Source organism: Mycobacterium hippophais (assembly GCF_027529605.1).
GTDB classification, from domain to species: Bacteria; Actinomycetota; Actinomycetes; order Mycobacteriales; family Mycobacteriaceae; genus Mycobacterium; species Mycobacterium arseniciresistens.
Genome location: NZ_JAPZPY010000011.1, coordinates 1 through 22380, shown reverse-complemented (window position 1 = coordinate 22380; position 22380 = coordinate 1). Strand labels below are relative to the sequence as shown.

Genomic DNA, 22380 nt, shown 5'->3' with positions numbered 1-22380 from the left:
ACATCAACCCGATTTCGCGAGCCCGGGTGAGTCGAATCGCCTGGTCACTGCTCCGTCACCCGGTCAAGAGCCGTGAGTTCCCGGAGAAACAGGAGCGGCTGATCACTCCCGACGAGCTACTTCGCTTCGGCGTCTGACCCGCTGTTTCGACCCTGACGCCCGCCCTCTGCGCGGCGAACACAGGTTTTGCCTGATCGTTATCGCTTCGTGATGGTCATTGCTCAGGCCGGAGAAACCGGCGGTGACGCCGATCCATCGTTATAGCTGAGCCGATCGAACGCGTCAGCCGGTGAGCAGCCCGGAATCTCGGATCGCCTCGGCCAACGGCTCCAGCACCGCGGTGTCGTACGGCGGCGGCAGGTAGATGATGGCGAGATCGAGACCCTCCGCGCCGAGCGCGATGCAGTCCTCGATCACCGCGCGGTAGTTCCGGTCCTCGCCGAGCCGGACGTGTGCCGACAGGGTGATCTCCTTGGGGTCGCGGCCGATGTCCTTGCAGCGGGCGGCCAGCACGTCGCGCTTCTGGGCGAACTCCGCCGGCGTACCGCCGACGAAATTCCAGTGGTCGGCGTACTTCGCGGTGATCGGAAGCGTCCGCTTTTCACCACTGCCACCGATGCAGATCGGCGGATGCGGCTGCTGCGGGCCCTTCGGCTCGTTGCGGGCGTCCTTGAGCTGGTAGTACTTGCCGTCGAACGTCGTCGTCTCTTTGTACAGCAGGCTGGTCAACACCTCACAGGCCTCCTCGAAGCGGTCGAACCGCTCCTTGAGGCTGCCTAATTCGATGCCGTAGGCGCCGGACTCCTCCTCGTTCCAGCCGGCGCCGATGCCCAATTCGAGCCGGCCGCCCGAGATGATGTCGAGGGCCGCGGCCATGTTGGCCAGCACGGCGGGGTGCCGGTAGTGGATGCCGGTGACCAGCACGCCGACCCGCAGCCGGTTGGTGGCCTGTGCGAGCGCGGTCAGCGTGACCCAGCCCTCGAGACACGGCCCGGTGGAGTCGGAGAAGATCGGATAGAAGTGGTCGAACGTCCAGCCGGACTCGTAGACGTCGATCTCGTCGGCGGCCTGCCAGATCGGCAGCATCTCGGCCCAGGTGGTGTTCTGCGGTGAGGTCTTGAAGGCGAATCGCACGTGTTCCGAGCGTAGTCGCGTTGGCTGTGAACCGCCGGTCAGTCGGCTTCCTCGACGTAGCGCTCGGCGAACAACGCCGCCCTGGCGGCCAGCACCGATGCGGGGCTCGGCAGCCCTACCTGGTCTTCGAGGAGACTCCGGACGGCGACGCTGTCGTGTCCCAGCTCGGCCATGTAGCCCGCGACCACCACGTGCTGCGCGGCCATCGACTGCCGGCGGGCCAGCGCCGCGATCACCAGGATCTCCTCGGCCAGTTCGGCCTCGGTCATCTCGACGACCCGCGGCGCCAGTGCGACGCCGACGAGGTGGCCGCCGAAGGTGACGGTGGCGGAGACGCTGTCCAACGGATTGCTCGCCGTGAACAGCAGCGGCCGGCCGTCGGTCTCCTCCACATCACCCCCTTGCCTCCCGATCGAGCGTATGGCAGCCCAGGCTGGCCGCTGAGCGGCAGTTTCCTGCGCCGGGCGCGGCGGGCACACTGGACGCATGGATCCGGTGACCGCGCTGCGCCAGATTGCGTACTACAAAGACCGGGCCCGGGAGGACTCCCGGCGGGTGATGGCCTACCGGAACGCCGCCGACACCGTCGAGCGACTGACCGACGCGGAGCGCGAGCGGCACGGCGCCGCCAACAGCTGGCAGTCGCTGCCCGGCATCGGTCCCAAGACCGCCAAGGTGATCGCCCAGGCGTGGGCGGGCCGCGAACCGGACGCCCTGGTCGAATTGCGGGACAACGCAGCCGATCTCGGTGGCGGCGAGATCAGGGCGGCGCTGCGAGGCGACCTGCACGTGCACTCGAACTGGTCGGACGGGTCAGCCCCGATCGAGGAGATGATGTTGGCCGCCCGCGACCTCGGCCACGAGTACTGCGCGCTCACCGATCACTCGCCGAGGCTGACCATCGCCAACGGGCTGTCGCCGGAACGGCTGCGCAAGCAGCTCGACGTCATCGACGAGCTCCGCGACCGTGTTGCGCCGCTGCGGATCCTCACCGGTATCGAGGTCGACATCCTCGAGGACGGCTCCCTCGACCAGGAGCCGGAGCTGCTGGAGCGCCTCGACGTGGTGGTCGCCAGCGTGCACTCGAAGCTCGCAATGGATGCGCCGTCGATGACGCGCCGGATGATCAAGGCGGTGACCAACCCGCACGCCGACGTCCTCGGGCACTGCACCGGCCGGCTGGTCACCGGTGGTCGCGGCATGCGTCCCGAGTCGAAGTTCGACGCCGAGAAGGTCTTCACCGCCTGCCTGGAGAGCGGCACCGCCGTCGAGATCAATTCCCGCCCCGAACGCCGTGACCCGCCCACCCGGCTGCTGGAGCTCGCCTTCGAGATCGGTTGCCTGTTCTCGATCGACACCGACTCGCACGCCCCCGGCCAGCTCGACTTCCTCGGCTACGGCGCCCAGCGGGCACTCGACGCGGGGGTTCCGGTGGAACGGATCGTCAACACGTGGTCGGCCGAGGAGTTGCTGGAGTGGACGGCGAGCTGAGCGCGGTCGCTAGGAGTCGGGCCGCGTCGGGGCCGCTTGGCCGACCCGATCCACCGAGCACGGTCAGCTGGACGTGGTCGGCACCGGCGGCCCGCAGCTCGTGGGCGTGGGCGGCGACGCGGTCGGGTGCACCCCACGCGACGAGCTCGTCGATCAGCGCGTCGCTCAGCGTGGCGACGTCCTCGTCGGTGAAGCCTTGGCGCCGAAACGAATTGATGTAGGGCGGCAACGTGGCGAGGAAGCTCAGCGGTTCCCGGGCGGCCGCCCGTGCCGCCGCGGGGTCGTCGTCCAGCACGACGTAGAGCCCCACCACCAGCGTCCGATCGGCGCCGAGTCGTTGCCGCGCCGCGGCGGTGTAGGCCGGGGTGAACAGGCCACCGATCGCGCCGGCGAAGCGGTCCCGCGCGATGTCGAGCGCCTTCGGGCCGAACGCGGCGAGCAGGCGTCGACGCTGTGTGATCGGCGCGGTGGCGGCGTCCAGTTCGTCGACGTACCCACGGACCGCCGCGAGTGGCCGTGAGCGCTGCGGTGAGCCGAGTCCGACGAGCAGCCGCCCCGGCGCGACGAGTTCCGCGCGGCGGAAGAGATCGGTCACGGCAGCGGGGTCGTAGACGTCGGGCGGGATGATCGCCGGCGCCACGACCGCATGCTCGGTCGACCCGATGACGTCGAGGAGGCGGTCGAGCCGGTCGAGTTGACCGCCGTTTACCCACAGCGTCCGGTATCCCGCCCGTTCGATCTCGGGGGGTGCGCCCGCGGCGCCGACGTCGACGGAGAAGCCGTACGGTCCCATTGCATCCATGCCGCCGACGGTAGGACCTCAACGACCCTTGAGGTCAAGATCGTGAGCTCAGTCCGGCAGGTGCGGCACCTCCAGTCCGGGGTCGCGCCCGACGAGTACGCCCCTGGTGAGCGCGGTGTTGCCATACCGGCTGCGAACCCGGTCCATTGCGCTGTCCAGGGCGATCGGGTCTGCGGCCGCGCCGAACGGCAGCTCGAGCTGTTGCGCACCGGCGGAGTCGATGTTCGTCACCGCGAAGCCCACCAGCGTCAGTCCCCGTTCGGCGGTGAGCGGCGCCGCCGCGGCGACGAGCTCCCGCGCCGCCGCGAGGACGGCCTCGGTCGACGCGGTCGCCTGCGGCATCGTCAGCGAACGGGTGGCGCGGCCGAAGTCGTCGAATCGCAGCCGCAGCACCACCGTGCGGCCGGTGCGGCCCGCCCTGCGCATCCGCCGGGTGATGCGGTCCACGAGATTGACGACGACGGCGTCGACCTCGGCGGCCGACATGGAGTTGCCGGCCCGACCCAGCGCCCGCTGGGCACCCACGGACCGGCGGCGCACGCCGGTCACCACGCGGCGCCGGTCGATGTTGCGCGACAGCGCGTAGAGCTGGCGGCCCATCGCCCCGCCGACCATCGAGCCGAGGGTGGCCTCGCTCAGCTCGGCGACGTCGGCCACCGTCTCGATGCCGTGCGCGTGCAACTTCTCGGCGGTCTTCGCGCCGACTCCCCACAGCCTTCGCACCGGCAGCGGATGCAGGAACGCCAGCTCCCGGTCGGGCGGCACGAGCAGAAGGCCGTCCGGCTTGCCCTCCTGGCTCGCCACCTTGGCGAGGAACTTGGTGCGTGCGATGCCGACGGTGATCGGCAGGCCGACCTCGTCGCGCACCCGCTCCCGCAGCCGCGCGCCGATCTGCACCGGCGTGCCCGACACCCGGCCCAGCCCGCCTACGTCGAGGAACGCCTCGTCCACCGAGAGCGGCTCGACCAGCGGTGTGGTGTCCCGGAACACCTCGAACACGGCGTCGCTGGCCTGGGAGTACGCCGACATCCGGGGCGGCACCACCACCGCATGGGGGCACAGCCGGCGCGCCTGGTGGCCGCCCATCGCGGTGCGCACGCCGTAGGCCTTGGCCTCATAGCTCGCGGCGAGCACGACCCCGCCGCCGACGAGCACCGGCCGGCCGCGCAGCGCAGGATCGTCACGCTGCTCGACCGATGCGTAGAACGAGTCGAGATCGGCGTGCAGGATGGTCGCCGCGCTGGACACGAACACATGTTCGCATGGAGGTCCGACGCGTCAGCCGCATTCTCCGTAGACCGCGCAGGTCCACACGTGCACCAGTGAGTCGAGCACCCGGTCGGTCGGGATGGCCGGCGTCTCGTGGGCGAATGCCGCGAGCAGCGTGCGTTCGTTCATCAGGTTGAGTGCGGTGGCGATGTCGCGTGCCGGGATGGTGCTCGGCGCTGCGCCGCGATTGCGCTCGGCCTCGATGGTCGCCGCGGTGAAGTCGATCCATTTCTGCATGAACGTCGAGAAGACCCCGCGGATCTCGGCGTTGTCGGAGCCGGACGCCGCGACGGTCACGCCGCGGTGCGCGCCGAAGGTGTCGAAGAAGACCTTGATGCCCGGCCGCCAGACGTCGCGGCCGTCGGGTGCCTGGGCCGCGGACGCCTCGAGCGCGGTGTCGGCCTCCCGGATCACCCGCTCCCAGAGCGTGAGCAGCACAGCCTCTTTCGAGGGGAAATAGAAGTAGAACGTCGGGCGGGAGATGCCTGCGCCCCTGGCGAGGTCGTCGACCGAGATCCCGGCGAACCCGCGCTCGTCGAGCAGCCGTTCGGCGGTCGCCAGGATCGCCTGCTCGCGGTCGTCGCCCGACGGGCGAGCGGAGCGGCGGCCGCGCGATGCGCGGGCCTGGCTGGCGGTGGTCACGACGATGACTTTACACGGTGTCGAGACGATCAACACGGTGTTGACGTACTCAACATGGTGTTGATACCTTGACACCATGACCGAATTTGTCGACGTTGTCATCGTGGGAGCCGGCATCTCCGGCATCAGCGCGGCCTGGCACCTGCAGAACCAGAATCCCGGTAAGAGCTACGCGATCCTCGAACGCCGGGAGAAGCTCGGCGGCACCTGGGATCTGTTCAAGTACCCCGGCATCCGTTCGGACTCCGACATGTACACCCTCGGATTCCATTTCAAGCCATGGGCGACGGACCAGATGATCGCCGACGGCCCATCGATCTGGAACTACCTGAACGAGGCCGCCACCGAGAACGGCATCGACACGCACATCCGGTACAGCCACAAGGTGCTCGCCGCCAACTGGTCGGACGAAGACAGCCGGTGGGAGCTCACCATCGAGCGCGACGGCGAGGAGATCGAACTCCACGCCGGCTTCCTGTGGGCCTGCAGCGGCTACTACAACTACGACCAGGGCTTCTCCCCGGAGTTTCCCGGCGCCGACGACTTCGGCGGCACGATCGTGCACCCCCAGCACTGGCCGGAGGACCTCGACTACCAGGGCAAGAAGGTCGTCGTGATCGGCAGCGGCGCCACCGCCATCACCCTGATCCCCGCGCTCATCGACAACGGCGCCGGTCACGTGACGATGTTGCAGCGCACACCCACCTACATCGGATCGCTGCCCGACAAGGATCCGTTCGCCAAGCGGGCCTACCGGCTGCTGCCGGAAAAGCCGGCCTACACAGCGGTGCGCTGGAAGGCGATCCTGCAGGCCACGGCGCAGTACCAGCTCGCCCGTGCACTTCCGAACGTCTTCCGGAAGTTGTTGCGCACCATGGCCGAACGGCGCCTGCCGGAGGGCTACGACTACGACCGGCACTTCAGCCCGGACTACAAGCCGTGGGACCAGCGCGTGTGCCTGGCCCCCAACGGCGACATCTTCAAGGCCATCCGCAAGGGCAAGGCCGACGTCGTCACCGATGCCATCGAGACGTTCACCGCCGACGGCATCCTACTGAAGTCGGGCGAGCGCATCGAGGCCGACATCATCGTCACCGCAACCGGATTGAACGTTCAGTTCTTCGGCGGGGCGAAGGTGTCGCGCAACGGCGCACCGCTGGACCTCGCGGACACCGTGGCCTACAAGGGCATGATGCTCTCCGGTGTGCCGAACATGGCGTTCACCTTCGGCTACACCAACGCCTCATGGACGCTCAAGGCCGACCTGACGTCGGAGTACGTCAGCCGTCTGCTCAGCTTCATGGGCGAGAAGGACTACGTCACCGTCGAACCGCGCGATCCCGGCAGCGATATCGAGCGGCTGCCGTTCGTCGACCTGAGCTCGGGTTACATCAAGCGGGCCCTCGACACGCTTCCGAAGTCGGGTTCTGAGGCGCCGTGGCGGCTCAAGCAGAACTACCTGGTCGACCTGAGGGTCATCCGCAACGGCAAGATCGACGACGGCACGCTGGAATTCAGCAAGCTACGGGCGTCCGTCTCGGCCTGACGGTCCCCGTACCCGGAAATGCCCCCGACATGGGTCGGGGGCATTTCCGCGCTACGGGCTGACCACCACGATGCCGTCGTCGTCGCTGTAGGCGATGTCGCCGGGCGCGAACGTGACGCCGCCGAACTCCACGGCCACATCGCGTTCTCCTGCACCGGTTTTGGAGCTCTTGCGCGGGTTGGTGCCCAGTGCCTTGATGCCGATGTCGAGGGTGCGCAGCACCGCCGCGTCGCGCACCGCGCCGTTGATGACCAGCCCGGCCCAGCCGTTGTCGCGGCCCAGCGCGGCGATGACGTCGCCGACCAGCGCGGTGTGCACCGAGCCGTCGCCGTCGATCACCAGGACTCCGCCGTCGCCCGGCTCGGACAGCACCGACTTGAGTAGCGCGTTGTCCTGGAAACAACGCACCGTGGTGATCGGGCCTGCGAATTCGGCCCGGCCGCCGAATTGCCGCAATTGCAGGTCGCAGCTGCGGACGTCGGGGCCGATGTCGTCGACGAGGTCAGCGGTGGCGCGGGGTGCGATGGTCACCCGACGATTATCTCAGCCCGTCATGTCCGCGCCCGCGCCACGATGACGTCGTGCACGAATTGCGCCAGCCCCGGCTCGACGTCGTCGTAGTAGCGGGTGAACCGGTCGTCGGCGAGGTACATCTCGGCGAGGCAGACGTGCATGTCGTCGCTGCAGTCGTAGAACCGCTCGATCGAGCCGCGGTGCCGGTCGGCCAACTCGTTCGCCGCCGGCGATCCGGGCGCCACGCCCCCGCGCTTGGCCTGCGCCAGCGCTTCGAGCAGGGCGTCGCCCTCGTTCTTGACGGCGATCCAGTCCTGCTTCGTCAGCTGCGCGGACCGCTGCTGGGACTGCCGCCACACCTCGGTGCCGCCCCAGCGTTCCCGCGCCTCGTCGGCGTACTCGCCACCGAACACCGTGGAACCGAACACCTCCACCTGTTCCTCGGCGGTCAGTTGCATTCCTTCGCGGTGTGCGTCCATGAGTTCCTCCACTGCCCTGATCGTGTGCTGCAGATGATCGGCGCGCTCGAGCAGCAGCTTGTGCTGGCGCTCGAGATGCGCAAGGACGTCGGAGCCGGACTCGTCGAGCAGGGTCCGGATCTCCTCCAGCGGCAGTCCGACCGACCGGTACACCAGCACGACGTGCAGACGTTCGATGTCGGCGTCGGTGTAGGCGCGGTAGCCCGCCGGGGTACGTACGCCCGGCACCACGAGACCGATGTGGTCGTAGTGGTGCAGGGTGCGCACCGAGACGCCGGTCAGATCGGCGACCGCGCCGACCGTCCTGGCTGCCGTGTCGTCCATGGGAATGACTATCGGCCCTGACGTCGCGTCAGGGTCAAGTGCGGGGGGTCAGTCGTCCTCGGCGTACCGGCGCGCGATGAGCACGAGCAGGATCGCCAGGACGCCTGCGGCGACGGCCGCCGTGACCGGCACCCGGGACTGCTCCGCTGACCTCAACGGCATCGGCACCGCACCCGAGACGGGGTTCGCAGCCGTGGCCACCGTCGACTTCGCCTGAGCAGCAGCCTCTTTGGCGGCGGAGGTGATGTCGGAGGCGGACGGCGTGGGAAGGGAGGGCTCCGGTTGCGCCGGGATCGGGGCGGCCGGGGCCTCGGGAGCGGCAGCCGTCGCGGGCGGAATCTTCTTGGCGGGCGCCTTCTTGGCGGGGGCCTTCTTCGCGGCCTTCGCGGGAGTTTTCTTGGCCGGCGTCTTCTTGGCGGGCGCCTTCTTGACCGCGGCCTTCTTGGCAGGTGCCTTCTTCGCCGGCGCCTTCTTGGCGGGCTGCGCCGGTGGCGGTGCGGGATCGGCGGCGCCCGACGACGACGGGGGAGCGGCCGGTACGACGGCGTCCGGGGTCTGGTCGGGGCGACCCTGCTGGTCTGCCATTCGGCTGCTCCTTTGCGGTGTCTCTAGCCTCGTGCGCGATCGCGTGAGTGTCGAAGCCGGCAGTGGTGCCCATCATGCCAGGCGGGGTCGCCGGTCAACCCGTCACTGCCAGTGCGGCGGCCAGCGCCAGCGCGACGGCCATGATCGCCAACTCGATCAGCGAGCGGGTGCGTGACAAACCGGCCGTCGCACGGTGCGCCCGCGCCGCCGGAAGCCACCCGGCCCGATTCCGCCACGCCAGCACCATCAACACCGCCGTGACCACGATCTTCGCCGACAGCACGCGGCCGTACCCGGTCGTAAACAACGCGTCCCACGAGTCGACCGCCGCGACCGCACCGGCGACCCCGGCGGCCAGCAGCACCCCCACACAGAGGAGCGACAGCTGGGAGAACCTCGGCAGCACCCGGGCCCATCGTCCGCGATGCCCCACTGTCAGCACCATCGCCGCCAGGGCACCGCACCACACCGCGGCGGCCAGCGCGTGGACCGCCACCGCCACTCCGCCCCAGGGGCTTTCGGCGAGGTGACCCGCGAGCGTTCTGGCGGCCAGCCCCGCGGCCGCCAACCCGCCCGCCGCAACGGCCGTCACCGCCGTCCGCGGTGCGGCCAACGCGATCAGTGCCACGGCCAGTGCCGCCGCGATGCTGAACAGGCCCGCCCGCCCGACGGTCGTCTGGAGCGAGAACTGCAGGACGTCACGCGCCCCCACCCTGCTCAGCGGCAGGGCGGCGGCCTGCGCCGTCACGGCGATCAGGCGCACCACCTCGGCCAGCAGCCAGAGGGCTGCGGCCACCCCGAGCGCGGTGGCCGACGAGCGGACGAGTTCGGCGCGGTGCCTGCCGACGTCGAGCATCGGCACCACCGTCAGCCCGAGAGTGACCACCGCCGCGGAGTCGGCCAACGCACGCACCGCCGACCCGGCCAGCGAGTTCATCGGCTGGGCCAGCGACCAGCCCAGCGCCGAGGCCGCCACCACGAGGAGCGCGCCGGTGAGCGCCGCGCGACCGCCGGCGATCGCGGGAGCGGTCACGTCCGGCGCCGCACCGCCCACCACACGCCGGCGGCGACGATCAGCGCGCCGACCACCACGAACGGCCAGACGGGAACGCCGCGATCGGGCGGTGCGGCCGGGGTGGCGGTCGCCGACGGGCCGGGTGTCCCGGTGCCTGCCACGTCGAGCGCGAAGGACCATGACCCGGTCACCACGTGGCCGTCGGCCGAGGTCAGCCGGTAGTTCACGGTGTAGCTGCCGGCCGGCCCCAACGGGCGCACACCCACGCTCACCAGGGCATCGGCGACCTCGGGCTCGCCCGTCGACCAGAGGTTCCCGTCCGGGCCGACGACGGTCATCGCCGCGAACGCCTTCTGCATCGGTTCGTTGAACGTCGCCGTGACCCGCTGCGGCGACGCGGTGAGCACCGTGTCCTCTGCGGGATCGGCGGCGACGCGGGCCGCGTGCGCGGCGGCCGGCCCAGCGCCCGCCAGCGCCAGCGCGGCCAGCACGACGGTCACCAGGGCAGTGAGCACCCGCAGGCGCGTCGGCGGGTGCGGCATGGTCGTCAGACGACGCCCAGGCGAGCCATCAGGTCGGCATCGATCCCGTCGAGCTGCGTGGCGATGGCCGAGTGAGCGGACCGCCTGCGCGTCGACGGCATGTTCTCGGCGGCGGTCACCGCGGCCGACAGATCGCTGAGCCGCTCGGTGATCGCGGCGACGAACTGTTTGGTCTCCGCGTCCTTGGGCTTCTTCTCGGCGACCAGCCGCAGGGACTGTTCGGCGCCGGCGATGCGGGCCGACAGTTCGGCGCCGTGCCCGGAGAACTGGCCGAGCTGGCTGAGTGGGACGCCCAGCCGGTCGGCGCGCCGCTCGTCGACGAGCCCGCGTGCGGCGATGGAAGCCCGGTACACGATCGGAACGGCGATCGGCGCCAGCAAACGCGCCACGGTCAGCACCCGCCGAATGCGCGTGGCGGAGAACAGCTTGCCCTCCCTGGCGGCTTTGAGCTGCGTCTCAGCAACTCGCAGAGCGGCCCGGTCGCTGTCGCGCTGGGCGCGCAGTTGAGCCTTGAGCGCCCGCGTCTCGGCCTTGTTGGCGGCCTTGATCCGGCGCGTCTCGTTCTTGGCGGAGAGCTTGGCCTCCATCTTGGCCTTCACCTTGATGGCCCGGGCCTCGGCCCGGCGGGTAGCGCGGCTCTTGCGTCGCTTGAACAGGGCCATCCCGGCGTGCCTCCCGGTTGATTCGTCACTGGATGCGCGTGCGGCCACATCGCCGCGGAACAACAGTATCGTTCGAGCACATCGCCGCCCTGCCGCGCCCCTGCGGGCGGCCGGGCCTATTAGTTGCAGTAGCAAACCGTGACCACGGATTATGCGACAATCGGTGGACCGCCAGAGAGGCCGGCGGGCGGGGCTACGAGGGGTGGTGGCGGAGTGAGTTCGCGCGTTCGCGTCGCCACGTCGGCCGGGCTGGTGGCTTCCGGCCTGTTCCTCACGGGTCTCGGCGGAGCGATGGCATTTGCCGGGCCCGATCAAGGCCGCGGCGGGGACGGCCGCCAGTCGCAGGACTCCCGCGGGGACGATCGCGCCGACCGCGGCGACCGGCCCGGTCGCGACGGACCCGGTCGCCCCGGACCTGATCGCGATGGCCCCGACCGCCCCGGCCGGCCGGGCGACCCCGATCGGGGCGACGACGGCCCGAGGGGCCCGGGGCGCGGCGACGACGACCCGCGCGGACCCGGCCAGGGTCCGGGCGGACCGCGCCCCGGGAACCCGGGCCCCACGAGGCCCGGCTCCGGCGAGGGGCCGGACCGCGAGTGGGGGCATGGCCATCCCGGTCACCCGGGTTGGCCGGGTGACAAGCCGTGTAGGCGGAAGTCCTGCGGCGGGACGAATCCGACGGATACACCTACGAATACGAATACCGGGACTGCGACGGACACACCGACGGACACGGCGACTGAAACCCAAACGGGTACGCCGACCGACACTCCGACGCTGACCTCGGCTGAGACCTCGACCTCCGCGTCGACCTCCACCTCCGCGTCGACCTCCACCTCCGCGTCGACCTCCACGTCCACGTCCACGTCGACCTCCACGTCCACCTCGACTTCGACCTCTACCTCACCGAGGCCGACGAACAACGACGGCTCCTCCGGTGGTGACGGCGGGTCGCAGGGCTCCGGGCAGCCCGAGACGCCCGACGAGGAGACCCCGCCGGTCGCTGAACCACAACCCGAGCCTCGGGTGCTCGACGCGGCCCCCGGCATCGGCGCCCTGGCCCAGGCACCGCTGGCGCCGATCGCCATGCCGATCATCGTTCCGCCGATCGTGGTGCCACCGGTCGTCGTGCCACCCCTCGTCGCTCCCCCGGGACTCGGCATGGGTGGCGGGCCCGGCGGCCCCGCAGGACCCCGTGGACCCAGCCCGAACTCGGGTCCGCGCGAGATGAACGCTGATCCACGCACGGGACGCCAGCCCGAGGCGCCGTTCCGCGGTGGAGATCCCGGGGTACCGCCGGCGACATTCCGGGTCGGTTACGTGGAATACCTGCGAACTGCGGGTATTTCTCAGATTGCGGCGGTGGCGGTGCCGGGGGTCGCGGGGATCCTGTTGCTCACCGGCGCGGGGGGACTCGTCGGTTACCGCCAGGCCAAGGCAGGCCGAGCGGTACGCGGTGCCGGCACCGCACGGTTCATCGAATAGCCACGGACGCTCGCCGGAGACAAGGCGGCGGGCGCAGGATTGAGTCGAGAGGGGGTTCCATGCCTGCAACCCGTCGCGTGACGCGTGCAGTCAGTGCTGTGCTCGACCTTGCGCCCCGCAGGGGCGAGGTGTCGTTGACCCGCCTGGTGCAGGCGGTCAGCGAGGACCGCGGACGTCCCATCGAACTCAAGACCGCCGAGCTGCCCCCCGGTGTGTGCGGACAGTGGCGGCAGTACAGCGACCGCGACGTCTTCCTGCTGCAGAACGGCCTGCCGGCCTGGGATCGCACCCTCGCGCACGAACTCGGCCACCTCGTGCTCGGCCACGAGGGAATGCCGGTCGCCGAGGCGGCCCGCGCCACCGCCGAGGTCGCCAGTTCCGAACTGATCGGCTACATGCTCAACCAGCGCACCGGGTGCATGGGACCCAGCGGCGAGGATGCCGAACAGGAGGCCGAAGACTTCGCGGCCCTGCTGATCTACCGGCTCGGACGACTGCCATCGGACCGCTCCTCGATTGTGCAGGTGCGGCTCGGAGAGGCGTTTGGTTGATCATCTGGGTGATCGCCGGGCTGCTGGGTCTGGCGACCGGACTTCGCATCGGATGGGCCCTGGTCAACAAGCAGTCGTTGGTCAGCACCGCGATGATCCTGGCGCTGGGCAGCCTCGGCCTGGTCGCCGCGCTCAACTGGCAGCCGCTCACCCTGCTGATCGACGACGTCGCGCACTGGCCGAACATCGCCATGGGTTTCAGTCAGGTGGCGCTGATCGCTTGTGCCGCGGGGAGTTCCGTGATGATCACCACGGTCGCCTCCGGGCGTAAGGCGTCGACCACCCGTCGGCTCGCCCTCGCGCAGTACGGCATCGCGACCGTCATCGCCCTGGTGAGCCTGGCCATGTTCTTCGCCGAGGGCAGGCAGCCCCAGATGGCGCCCGAGGAGTACCTCAAGAACAACCTCGGGTCGTCGTGGCTGCCGCCGCTGCTGTACGTCCTGCTCGCGCTGTCGCTGGTGTCCTGGGCGGGCATCCGGCACTCGAGCCGCAGCCGGCGGGGGCGGGCGCTGTTCGTGTTCACCGTCGGGATCGTGCTGATCATGCTGGCGAGCGGGTTCTTCGTGGTGCGTGCCGCGGGCCGGTCGTCGATCGGTGTCGGCACCGCCGCGACCCTTCTCGGCTGCGCGATGGTGGTGGTGGCCGCCGGGTCGCTGCTGCCCAGCGTCGAGGACTGGTTCGGCGCCCGTCGCGAGTTGCGGGCGATCCAGCCCATCCTCGCCGAACTCGGCCGTCGCCACCCCGATGTCGGGATCGGTGTCCGGCCGCGGGGCCCGTTGGTGTTCCGGGTGGCCGAGCGGATGTCGCTGATCTCCGATGCGCTGTTCCTCGAGGCCACCGTCGCGGCCAACACGCGGCACACCGTCGACGCCGCGGGAACCGAGACGGGTGGTGCGGGGCGTCGCGGTGGCAGCTTCTCCGACGAGCCCGGCGACCGCGCCCGCTCAGTGGACGAACTGGATCTGTCCCAAGTGGATGCGCCGCAGGTGCCGCCGCGGGAGCAGGCCCGGGCCATCGCGGAATGGATCTACGCGGGACGCGCCGGTGCCACCCGGCGAGGCCGGAAGTCGTTCCCGGGCCTTGGCTGGTTGCGGCAGCCGGAGTCGTATTCAGATCGAGAATGGATCCTCGCCATCGCCCAGGAGTACCGGGCGCTCGACAGCGCCGCCTCAGACACCGACGACTGACACTTCAGCCGTTACTTCGCCACGGTTCGAAAACCCCGGCGACGGGCTAACCGTCGAGATTCTCCCGGCGGCGCAGTTCGTCGACCTTCTGCGCGATGTCCTGCTGCGCCTCCGGGGACAGCCCCACGGTGCGCGCCGCAATACGACGGATGCCCTCGTCGCGCATGCTCGCGAGCCACGTCAGCTCCTTGTCGAGCTTCTCGTAGTACTCGTCGTCGGTGAAGTACGCCGGCTTGATCCGGAAGAAGTTGGCAAGGGCGGCCATGGTCGCCACCGATGGGTTCGTGCGGTTGCCCGAGCGGAGCTGGGACAGGTACGGCGCTGACATCGTGATGCCCTCGGCCTTCAGTGCGGCGATCACTTCGGCCGACGTGTGAGGGCCGCGTCCCGGCGGATAGACCGTGTCGAACAGCCGGTTCAGACGTGCGGCGAACGTCGTGCTCATCGAATTGACCTCCACATGCGTGACGACCGGCGGTATAGGCGGCGGTATTTGCTGACCATCGTAGCGACAGTTGTCCCCTCAACCAAGTGCAAACCGCCGCAAAGTTAACTTGGCTTCAGTTCGACCCGGATCGCCGATACGGCTACCAGCGACTTTGTGTTGTGTCCGCACCCTGTCCAGATGGTGCTTCGAAGCAAATAATAACGGGTGCGTAGGCTCGGGTCAGTCGAACGTGAAACAGCAGCTCCGACGGGAAACGCCGGGTGCTCGACAGGCAACCCGCGTGGTGCCGTCGACGGCGGATCCAGGCGTTTGCTGTGTTCGTTGTGACGTGGCCCACTCGGCCACGGTCACGGCGAGGTCTCCCGCCGTGACCTGCACGAGCGCTTCTCGGGGCCGGTACGTGCGCTGGCACGACCCCGCGGTAGCCGAACGAGATCAGGCCGATTCGGGCGACGATTCCAGCGGTACCGACGGCGCGGCGCCGTCGTCCGCACCGCTGCGGCGCCGGCGTACGGCGCGCACCCCGACGACGATCGCCACCGTGGCGGCCGCGCCCCCGGTGGCCACGAATGCCACCAGCCGCCAGCCCAGTGCGGCGTCGAAAAGCATCCACAGGCCGAAGAGCAGGAACAGCAGGCTGGCCACGCCGTGCAGGAAGCCCTCGGGCAGGCGCTTGTGCAGCAGCGCCCCGACCACGATCGCGACGCCGTCGGCGAGCACCATGCCGATGGTCGCGCCGACCCACACGCCGACCGCATCGTTGTCGCTGGCGAGTGCGACCGTCGCCAGCATCGTCTTGTCGCCGAGCTCGGCCAGCACGAACGACGAGATGATCGCGAACACCACGAACCTCGGCTCGGCCACCCGCACGTCGTCGTCACCGTCGTCGGTGCGGCCCTCCCGCCAGGTCCAGACCGCGAACAGCAGGAACGCGATCGCCGCGGCGAAGGCGATGGGGCGTTCGGGCAGCGTCGTCCCCAGGAAGTGGCCGATGGTGACCGACAGGCCGTGGACGAGGCAGGCGGCGATGCCGACGCCGGTGAGCACCACCCACCACCGGTGCCGGAGCGCGTAGGTCATCGTGATCAGCTGCGACTTGTCGCCCAGTTCTGCGACGAACACGACCGCGAGGCTGAGAAGGGCGGCGGTGAGCACTGTGAGCACCTTTCGACACGCAGCCGGCGTAGCCGTTTGCCAACGGCCCGCCGCGCTTCCGGTCGAAGGTCTCGCCCACCGCGTGCTGCGGTTCGCCGGCCGGGCTCTCGCCAGTATGTCGACACGACGATTCGGGGCTACTCCCCTTCGCTGATGATTCCGACCCTAGCGGGCGCGATGCGGCGACGCCAGCGCAGGACGGGATTTCGGGAAGCCGTACTTTCCGTTTCGAGTCCTTGATCGAACGATTCGAAAAGCCTTATGCGGCAAGCAGCATCGCCAGGATCGCGGTATCGGGGTGGCTGATCGGGTCGACGCCGACCCGGCTCACCATCGACGTCACGGTGCCGTCGGACTCGGCCTCCACCCACGCGGCGCGGTGTTCGAGGCCGAGATGCGGCAGCCCCGGCAGGAGTACGCATCCGGACGCCGCGCCACTGCATTCGGGCAGTGACGGCATCGTCTCCGACGGCGGGTGCAGCATCAGCAGTGCCGGCGGTTGGCGATCGGCGAAAAATCCTGGCGGAACGGCAGATTCACCGACGACGGTGCCCTCGGCCAACACCAGGCCGACGGTACCCGGTTCCGGTTCGTCCGGCAGCTCCTCCCGGACACCGAATATCGTTGTCGTGGACAATAACCCGGGTAGTGATGCGACGCGCACGGTGACCATCAGCAGCTGCGCCCACTCCTTCGTGGAGTCCGGCCACCGCCCCGACACCACGAAGCCCTTGAGCACGCCGGAAGAATGAAAGGGCGCGATCTCGATCGCCCTGCCTGACCCTGTCTCCATCTCGCCTCCGGGACATCGGTGTTCGGACATTACCCCGACTCGCCTGTGGGTCGATCCGTTCAGCATGCGCCAGCAACGGTCTGGCACGCAAGACGACACGAGTGCTAACAGCGAACACCCCGGATAACAACAGGCGGGGCGCCGCGCGAATCGCGCGGCGCCCCTTCTGTGAAGCGTGTGATGACCGAAGCCGGCCCTGGCTCTAGCCGAGGATGAGCCCCTTGGCCGCACCCGTGGCGGTGGCGAACCGGTTCTGCACGTCGGCCCAGTTGACGACGTTCCAGAACGCCTTGACGTAGTCGGCCTTGACGTTCTTGTACTGCAGGTAGAACGCGTGCTCCCACATGTCCACCTGCAGCAGCGGAATGATGCCGAGCGGGACGTTGGCCTGCTGGTCGTACAGCTGGAAGGTCAACAGGCGCTGGCCCAGCGTATCGTAACCGAGCACCGCCCAGCCCGAACCCTGCAGGCCGTTGGCGGCGGCGGTGAACTGCGCCCGGAAGTTGTCGAACGAGCCGAACGCGTCGTCGATGGCCGCGCCCAACTCGCCGGTCGGCTTGTCACCGCCGTTCGGGGACAGGTTCTTCCACCAAATGGTGTGGTTGACGTGGCCGCCGAGATGGAAGGCCAGGTTCTTCTCGTTCAGGAAGATCGCGGAGTGGTCACCGCTCGCACGGGCCTCCTCCAGCTTCGACAGCGCGTCGTTGGCGCCCTTCACATAGGTCGCGTGATGTTTGCTGTGGTGGAGCTCGTTGATCTGTCCGGAGATGTGGGGCTCCAGGGCTCCGTAGTCGTAATCGAGTTCGGGCAGGGTGTATTCGGCCACGAGTTTCCTTCCTCTTGCTGATCGATGAAGCTCGACATCCTCGGTATCAAGGTCAACATTGCTCCATCACTGCGCGCACCGCAAGGACGCGCGGCGCATCTACAGCAGTACCCGTCGGAGCCGACTTCAGAACAGGACGATGAGGGCGAGAATGCCCAGCAGCACCAGCGCGATGGCGGCGGCGCGCATGCAGGCCATGAGTTGGCTGCGGTTGTAGACGTGGGTGGACGTGTGCCATTCAGACGGTGGCATAGCCGATCCCGAGCCCATCGGATGCGATGCCATCAAACGCTCCTGACCAGCACAATCAATGTCCGCCCCCAGGTGAGATCTATCACAGAAATCGTGTGTGACGCCGATCATAGCCCTTCGCGGGCCGACAGAAAAATCGGACCCGCAAATGTGCGGCGGGGCGGATCGAGGGGTCTTGTGTTCACCGTGAGCCGATGTCCGTTCCAGGGTCCTCGCAGCCGGTGGCGTGGGCCGCGACGCGGCCGGGCCGCGGTGCGTGCGGGCATGGGAACCGACGTCCTCGCGGCTGTCCGTGGAGGCCGTCGCAACCTGCCGGCGGGGCCTGCGCCTCGCCGCGGCCGGCCACGCCGCACAACCCCGTCCGGCCCGGACGGGAATGTCCCACGGGAGCCGGCCTGACGCACCGGGCAATTAGCTCGGGGTGTTGATCACGGGCCCGCCGGGCACCGCAGGTTATCCACAGCGACTCCCGTCGTCTGCACAGACTTCGCGGCTCACGAGGCGTTCGGGCAGCTCGACACCCTGTGCATAGACCTGTGGAAACTGTGGATAGCCCCGAGATTGCTGCCGCCGCGATGTCCCGGTCGTTGGATGCGGCGGCCGGCTCGCCGTGCCAGCATGGGGGACATGGACGACGTGGAGGTCGCACAGGCCGACGTCGCGCAGTTGCCCGAAGCCTTCGACGACTCGGTGATCCTGCTCGACGTACGCGAGGACGACGAATGGCAGCGGGGGCACGCCGCCGGTGCGCGGCACATCCCGATGGGCGACGTCCCGTCCCGGCTCGCCGACATCGACCCGGGTGCCCGGCTGTACGTGGTGTGCCACGCGGGTGGCCGGTCGCAGCGGGTGGCGCAGTACCTGGTCCGCAATGGTTACCAGGCGGCCAACGTCAGCGGCGGGATGCTGGCGTGGGCGGGCGCAGGCCGTCCCGTCGTCACCGACGACGGTGGCGTCGGCACCGTTTGACTCCGGGTGCCCGACCGACTGCGGTGCCACCGACGCCACCATCGCTAGGCTGATCGGATGATCCAGGTGTGTTCCCGCTGCGGGACGCGGTGGAACGTGCGCGACCGACAGCGGCAGTGGTGCCCGCGCTGCCAGGGCACGTTGCTCGCTCCGTCGGGGCCTGCGCCGGGCTCGGAGTGGAGCGCGCAGCCGGGCGAGGCGGCATCACGACCCGGGGGCCAGGCGCCGCCGAAGATCCCCCCGGGCTACCGCTGGATCGCCGTGCGGCCCGGCGCGCCGCCGCAGCAGCGCCGTAGGCGCGGACCCCTGGGCCCCACGCCGCGCTACACCACCATCCCGCCGTGGGGGCTGGTCGAGTATTTCCCGCCCGATGAGCAGCAGGACGAGCGCACCCATGCCGGGCCTTCAGTGCGCGCGGTGCGCCGCCTGCTCACCGCGACGACGATCGCCTTCGGCGTCGCCGCGTTCATGTTGCTCGTGCGGTATGTCCTGCTGCTGGTGAACCGCGGCATGCTGCTCAACCCGTGGCTGGCCGACGGCGTGACCTGGCTCGGCATCGTGGCGGCAGTGGTGGCTTTCTTCCTGCTGCTGGCGCTGGCGATCGTGCTGTCGAACTGGCTGATCGCGCGGCGGGCGGCGGCCTTCGCCCACCGCGGCCAGACGGATCCCCGGCCGGCGTGGGCGCTGCGCTGGGGATGCCTGCTGCCGTTCGTGAACCTGGTCTGGGCGCCGGTGTTCGTCTACGAGCTGGCCCGGATCGAGAGCCGGGTCAGTTTGATGCGGCGGCCCCTGCTGGTGTGGACGATCCTGTGGACGCTGTGCACGATCCTGTCCGTCGCCGCGTTCGCGACGAGTTTTCCCGACACCCCGCAGGGCGTCGCCGACAACACGGTCACCACGACGATCGCCTACCTGCTGTCGGTGGCGGTTCTGCTGCTGACGAGGCGGATCTACCTGGGCTTCGAGCGCGCTCCGGTGGAGCGGGCGGCCCGACGCTGGGTGCTGGTCCCCGACGACCGGACGGCGCCGTCCGAAGCCCGGCCGGAAGAGGAGCGGATACCCGAATCGGCCGTTGCGGTTGAGACCTGAGGGCAGCACCCGGCAGCATAGCCCTATGGATTCGGGCGATGCCGGAACCGCCGGGGCGGCGGAGTCCGGTCCGGCGCTCGGTGGACACCCGTTCGTGGTGGCCCACCGGGGTGCCTCCGCCGACCGCCCGGAGCACACACTGGCGGCCTACGACCTGGCGCTGCGTGAGGGTGCGGACGGCGTCGAATGCGACGTTCGGCTGACCCGCGACGGTCATCTGGTGTGCGTGCACGACCGCCGGGTGGACCGCACGTCCTCGGGCAGCGGGCTGGTCAGCGAGATGACACTGGCGCAACTGCGCGAACTCGACTTCGGGTCGTGGCACGCCGGCGGCGCGAACGGCGATGCCGGGCTGCTGACCCTCGACGACCTCGTCCAGCTGGTGCTGGACTGGCACCGGCCGGTCAAGATGTTCATCGAGACCAAGCACCCGGTGCGCTACGGGGCACTGGTGGAGAGCAAGGTGCTGGCGCTGCTGCACCGCTACGGCATCGCCGCGCCGGCGTCGGCGGATCTGTCGCGCGCGGTGGTCATGTCGTTCTCCGCGGCGGCGGTGTGGCGCATCCGGCGGGCGGCGCCGCTGCTGCCCACCGTGCTGCTCGGGGAGACGTCGCGCTATCTGGGTGGCAGCGCGGCCACCACGGTCGGCGCGACGGCGGTGGGGCCGTCGATCGCGACGCTGCGCGAGCACCCGGAACTCGTGGACCGTGCGGCCGCCCAGGGCCGCGCGCTGTACTGCTGGACCGTCGACCACTACGAGGACGTGCAGTACTGCCGCGACCTGGGGGTGGCGTGGGTGGCGACGAACCACCCCGGCCGGACCAAGGACTGGTTGCAGAACGGTCTGACCGGGGCGGAACGGGACTGATCTACAGGTTGCCGCCGGCGGCGCGGGGCGCGGTCGGATCGGCGGCGGGCACGCTGATCTCGCGGGCCACGAAGTCCTCGAGGTGGAACAGGTCGGTGCCGGCCCGGTCGGCGATGCGTACCAGGGTGGTCATCGTGGCGACCTCCTCGACCTGCTCCTTGAGGAACCACTGCATGAACTGCTCGCCGAGGTAGTCGCCCTCGTCGCGGGCGACGCTCGCCAGCCGGGAGATCTGCTCGGTGACGGCACGCTCCTGGTCGAGCGCCAGCTTGAGCGCGTCGCGCGGGGTGTCGAAGCGGTTGCACACGGCGTCGACGCCCGGGATCGCCACGTCGACGTCGCGGTCGAGCAGGTACTGCACCAGCATCATGGCGTGGTTGCGTTCCTCGACGGCCTGGCCGTAGAAGTGCTTCGCCAGCTGCGGCAGGTCGGCGCCGTCGAAGTGCACCGCGATGGCGATGTATTGCTGGGCGGCGGTGAACTCGCTGCGCACCTGGTCCGTGAGGAGCTCGTGGAACTTGGTGTCGAGTGCGCTGTCATTGCTCATGGAACCGAGGATATAGCAGGTCAGAGGGGGTTGTCAGCAAAGGTCTGCCTTATTGAGGCGAGGTTTCCCTAAGTGCTGTGGCCGCGGTCACGCGAACGCAGCGTGGTTTGCTGAGGGTCGCCTAACCGAACTCACGGCTGCGTGTCGATGGTGTCGGCGGGGATCGGAGCGTCGGTGGCGAGGGCCTCGAAGAGCCGGCTCGCCGCTTCGCTGTTCCACACCACGACGGCGCCGGAGTCGCTGCCGGTGAACTCGCCGATGGGCACCGTCGTCGTCGTGACGTCGCCGCGCAGCGCCCACGCCAGCCTCGCCAGATCCCACACGTGCGCGCCCTCGTCGACCGCCAGTGCGCCGCCCGCCGCATGCACCAGGGGATACCACCGCAGCGGGTTCAGCAGGACCGAGGGGCTGGCGGCGCGGTGCAGCAGCGCCGACATGAAGGCGCGCTGATTGGTCATCCGGTCGAGGTCGGCGCGCGGGGTGGCCCGGGTGCGCACGTAGCCGAGCGCATTGCGGCCGTCGAGCTCCTGGCAGCCCGCGGGCAGGCTGATGCCGGCCAGCGGATCGTCGACCGGCTCGGGCGGGCACATCGTCACGCCGCCGACCGCGTCGACGGCCTCGGCGAATCCGTCGAAGCCGATCTCGCCGTAGTGGTCCAGCCGCAGCCCGGTCGCCTGTTCGACCGTCTGCGCCAGCAGCGGCGCGCCACCGATCGAGAAGGCGGCGTTGATCTTGTCCTCGCCGTAGCCGGGGATGGGCACGTAGGAGTCGCGTGGGATGGACACCATCGTGGTCGGCGCGCTCGAGAGCAGGCCGGGGACGTGGACGAGCAGGATGGTGTCCGTGCGGCCGACCCCGATGTCGCCGCCCGTCGCCAGCTCGGCCTGTTGTTCGGGGGAGAGGTGCTGGCGGCTGTCCGAGCCGACGAGCAGCCAGGTGGTGCCGCGCCCGGCGGCGGGCCGGTCGGGGTAGTTCGACAGCGCCGGGATCCGGTGCAGCGATGAGTCGATCCACACGGCGGCGCCCACCAGCGCGAGGACTGTGACCAGCAGCAGTGAGCCGATGATCCGGCCCCAGCGTCGGCGCCGGCGGGGCTTCGCCACGGGTGCGGGCGGCCGCGGGGGCGGGGAAGCGGGCCTACCGGCAGGCGCGGGCGGTCGTGCGGGCGGAGGCGGCCGTCGACCGGCGGGCGGCGGGCCTGCGGGG

The 22380-nt window shown here is 69.8% G+C and carries 27 protein-coding genes; 8 read left to right on the top strand and 19 right to left on the bottom strand.

The window, feature by feature from the left end; translation table 11 throughout:
- Positions 1–282: 282 nt before the first annotated feature.
- Positions 283–1134 carry an LLM class F420-dependent oxidoreductase gene (locus tag O6P37_RS20990; RefSeq protein WP_269895905.1) on the bottom strand — a complete coding sequence of 284 codons (852 nt, stop codon included), beginning with the start codon at positions 1132–1134 and terminating at the stop codon, positions 283–285.
- A gap of 38 nt (positions 1135–1172) precedes the next feature.
- Positions 1173–1526 (bottom strand): hypothetical protein, encoded by a 354-nt coding sequence (locus tag O6P37_RS20985; protein WP_269895904.1) that lies wholly within the window; start codon positions 1524–1526, stop codon positions 1173–1175.
- Positions 1527–1620: 94 nt separating this feature from the next.
- Between O6P37_RS20985 and O6P37_RS20980 the strand changes: the two genes are divergently transcribed.
- Positions 1621–2625, top strand: coding sequence for a PHP domain-containing protein (locus O6P37_RS20980; protein WP_269895903.1), 1005 nt, complete (start codon positions 1621–1623; stop codon positions 2623–2625).
- Here the strand turns inward: O6P37_RS20980 and O6P37_RS20975 are convergent.
- Genes O6P37_RS20975 through O6P37_RS20965 form a run of 3 tightly spaced genes read right to left on the bottom strand, consistent with a single transcriptional unit; the run spans position 2579 to position 5344 of the window.
- On the bottom strand, positions 2579–3427 hold the full coding sequence (locus O6P37_RS20975; protein WP_269895902.1) for a TIGR03620 family F420-dependent LLM class oxidoreductase: 849 nt from the start codon (positions 3425–3427) through the stop codon (positions 2579–2581). The two genes, O6P37_RS20980 and O6P37_RS20975, sit on opposite strands and share 47 nt — an antisense overlap.
- 48 nt (positions 3428–3475) lie before the next feature.
- Positions 3476–4681, bottom strand: a complete 1206-nt coding sequence (dinB, locus tag O6P37_RS20970) for a DNA polymerase IV (protein WP_269895901.1) — start codon at positions 4679–4681, stop codon at positions 3476–3478.
- Positions 4682–4705: 24 nt separating this feature from the next.
- The gene (locus O6P37_RS20965) at positions 4706–5344 is read right to left on the bottom strand and encodes a TetR/AcrR family transcriptional regulator (RefSeq protein WP_269896077.1); all 639 of its coding nucleotides are present in this window, start codon (positions 5342–5344) and stop codon (positions 4706–4708) included.
- A 70-nt stretch (positions 5345–5414) separates the two neighbouring features.
- Here O6P37_RS20965 and O6P37_RS20960 point away from each other — a divergent pair, with 70 nt between their 5' ends.
- Positions 5415–6884, top strand: coding sequence for a flavin-containing monooxygenase (locus tag O6P37_RS20960; RefSeq protein ID WP_269895900.1), 1470 nt, complete (start codon positions 5415–5417; stop codon positions 6882–6884).
- 51 nt (positions 6885–6935) lie between these two features.
- Here the strand turns inward: O6P37_RS20960 and rraA are convergent, their stop codons facing one another.
- From rraA to O6P37_RS20925, 7 genes are all read right to left on the bottom strand, one after another.
- Positions 6936–7415: a ribonuclease E activity regulator RraA gene (gene rraA / locus O6P37_RS20955; RefSeq protein ID WP_269895899.1), complete on the bottom strand. Its 480-nt coding sequence runs from the start codon at positions 7413–7415 to the stop codon at positions 6936–6938.
- 20 nt (positions 7416–7435) lie between these two features.
- Positions 7436–8200, bottom strand: coding sequence for a MerR family transcriptional regulator (locus O6P37_RS20950; protein ID WP_269895898.1), 765 nt, complete (start codon positions 8198–8200; stop codon positions 7436–7438).
- A 48-nt stretch (positions 8201–8248) separates the two neighbouring features.
- On the bottom strand, positions 8249–8785 hold the full coding sequence (locus tag O6P37_RS20945) for a hypothetical protein (RefSeq protein WP_269895897.1): 537 nt from the start codon (positions 8783–8785) through the stop codon (positions 8249–8251).
- A 94-nt stretch (positions 8786–8879) separates the two neighbouring features.
- The gene (locus O6P37_RS20940; RefSeq protein WP_269895896.1) at positions 8880–9839 is read right to left on the bottom strand and encodes a CopD family protein; all 960 of its coding nucleotides are present in this window, start codon (positions 9837–9839) and stop codon (positions 8880–8882) included.
- Positions 9815–10342, bottom strand: coding sequence for a copper resistance CopC family protein (locus O6P37_RS20935; RefSeq protein ID WP_269895895.1), 528 nt, complete (start codon positions 10340–10342; stop codon positions 9815–9817). The genes O6P37_RS20940 and O6P37_RS20935 overlap by 25 nt, the downstream gene beginning before the upstream one ends.
- 5 nt (positions 10343–10347) lie before the next feature.
- Complete coding sequence (locus O6P37_RS20930; protein ID WP_264015215.1) at positions 10348–11004, bottom strand: DUF6474 family protein; 657 nt, start codon at positions 11002–11004, stop codon at positions 10348–10350.
- Positions 11005–11621: 617 nt separating this feature from the next.
- Positions 11622–11927 (bottom strand): hypothetical protein, encoded by a 306-nt coding sequence (locus O6P37_RS20925; RefSeq protein WP_269895894.1) that lies wholly within the window; start codon positions 11925–11927, stop codon positions 11622–11624.
- 103 nt (positions 11928–12030) lie between these two features.
- Here O6P37_RS20925 and O6P37_RS20920 point away from each other — a divergent pair, with 103 nt between their 5' ends.
- Genes O6P37_RS20920 through O6P37_RS20910 form a run of 3 tightly spaced genes read left to right on the top strand, consistent with a single transcriptional unit; the run spans position 12031 to position 14227 of the window.
- Positions 12031–12489, top strand: a complete 459-nt coding sequence (locus O6P37_RS20920) for a hypothetical protein (protein ID WP_269895893.1) — start codon at positions 12031–12033, stop codon at positions 12487–12489.
- 59 nt (positions 12490–12548) lie between these two features.
- Positions 12549–13040: an ImmA/IrrE family metallo-endopeptidase gene (locus tag O6P37_RS20915; protein WP_264014279.1), complete on the top strand. Its 492-nt coding sequence runs from the start codon at positions 12549–12551 to the stop codon at positions 13038–13040.
- Positions 13037–14227: a hypothetical protein gene (locus tag O6P37_RS20910; protein ID WP_269895892.1), complete on the top strand. Its 1191-nt coding sequence runs from the start codon at positions 13037–13039 to the stop codon at positions 14225–14227. The genes O6P37_RS20915 and O6P37_RS20910 overlap by 4 nt, the downstream gene beginning before the upstream one ends.
- A gap of 46 nt (positions 14228–14273) precedes the next feature.
- Here the strand turns inward: O6P37_RS20910 and O6P37_RS20905 are convergent, their stop codons facing one another.
- The 5 genes from O6P37_RS20905 to O6P37_RS20885 all read right to left on the bottom strand — a co-directional run bounded on the left by O6P37_RS20905 (position 14274) and on the right by O6P37_RS20885 (position 17701).
- The gene (locus O6P37_RS20905) at positions 14274–14672 is read right to left on the bottom strand and encodes a helix-turn-helix domain-containing protein (RefSeq protein WP_264014277.1); all 399 of its coding nucleotides are present in this window, start codon (positions 14670–14672) and stop codon (positions 14274–14276) included.
- A 438-nt stretch (positions 14673–15110) separates the two neighbouring features.
- Positions 15111–15830: a TMEM165/GDT1 family protein gene (locus O6P37_RS20900; protein WP_269895891.1), complete on the bottom strand. Its 720-nt coding sequence runs from the start codon at positions 15828–15830 to the stop codon at positions 15111–15113.
- A gap of 259 nt (positions 15831–16089) precedes the next feature.
- Positions 16090–16623: a peptidase gene (locus tag O6P37_RS20895; protein WP_264014275.1), complete on the bottom strand. Its 534-nt coding sequence runs from the start codon at positions 16621–16623 to the stop codon at positions 16090–16092.
- 202 nt (positions 16624–16825) lie between these two features.
- Entirely contained in the window at positions 16826–17449 is a 624-nt protein-coding gene (locus O6P37_RS20890) for a superoxide dismutase (protein WP_264014274.1), read from the bottom strand.
- Between the two features lie 126 nt (positions 17450–17575).
- Positions 17576–17701, bottom strand: coding sequence for a hypothetical protein (locus O6P37_RS20885; protein WP_269896086.1), 126 nt, complete (start codon positions 17699–17701; stop codon positions 17576–17578).
- Positions 17702–18328: 627 nt separating this feature from the next.
- Here O6P37_RS20885 and O6P37_RS20880 point away from each other — a divergent pair.
- The 3 genes from O6P37_RS20880 to O6P37_RS20870 are packed head-to-tail and all read left to right on the top strand — an operon-like array spanning position 18329 to position 20627.
- A complete protein-coding gene (locus O6P37_RS20880; protein ID WP_269895890.1) occupies positions 18329–18670 on the top strand; it encodes a rhodanese-like domain-containing protein in 342 nt (113 codons plus the stop codon).
- Between the two features lie 57 nt (positions 18671–18727).
- Positions 18728–19759: a DUF4328 domain-containing protein gene (locus O6P37_RS20875; RefSeq protein ID WP_269895889.1), complete on the top strand. Its 1032-nt coding sequence runs from the start codon at positions 18728–18730 to the stop codon at positions 19757–19759.
- Between the two features lie 25 nt (positions 19760–19784).
- Positions 19785–20627: a glycerophosphodiester phosphodiesterase gene (locus tag O6P37_RS20870; RefSeq protein ID WP_269895888.1), complete on the top strand. Its 843-nt coding sequence runs from the start codon at positions 19785–19787 to the stop codon at positions 20625–20627.
- Between the two features lies 1 nt (position 20628).
- Here the strand turns inward: O6P37_RS20870 and O6P37_RS20865 are convergent, their stop codons facing one another.
- Entirely contained in the window at positions 20629–21174 is a 546-nt protein-coding gene (locus O6P37_RS20865; protein WP_269895887.1) for a ferritin, read from the bottom strand.
- Between the two features lie 131 nt (positions 21175–21305).
- Positions 21306–22380: LCP family protein (locus tag O6P37_RS20860; protein ID WP_408633219.1), on the bottom strand; the 1075-nt coding region annotated here is incomplete at its 5' end.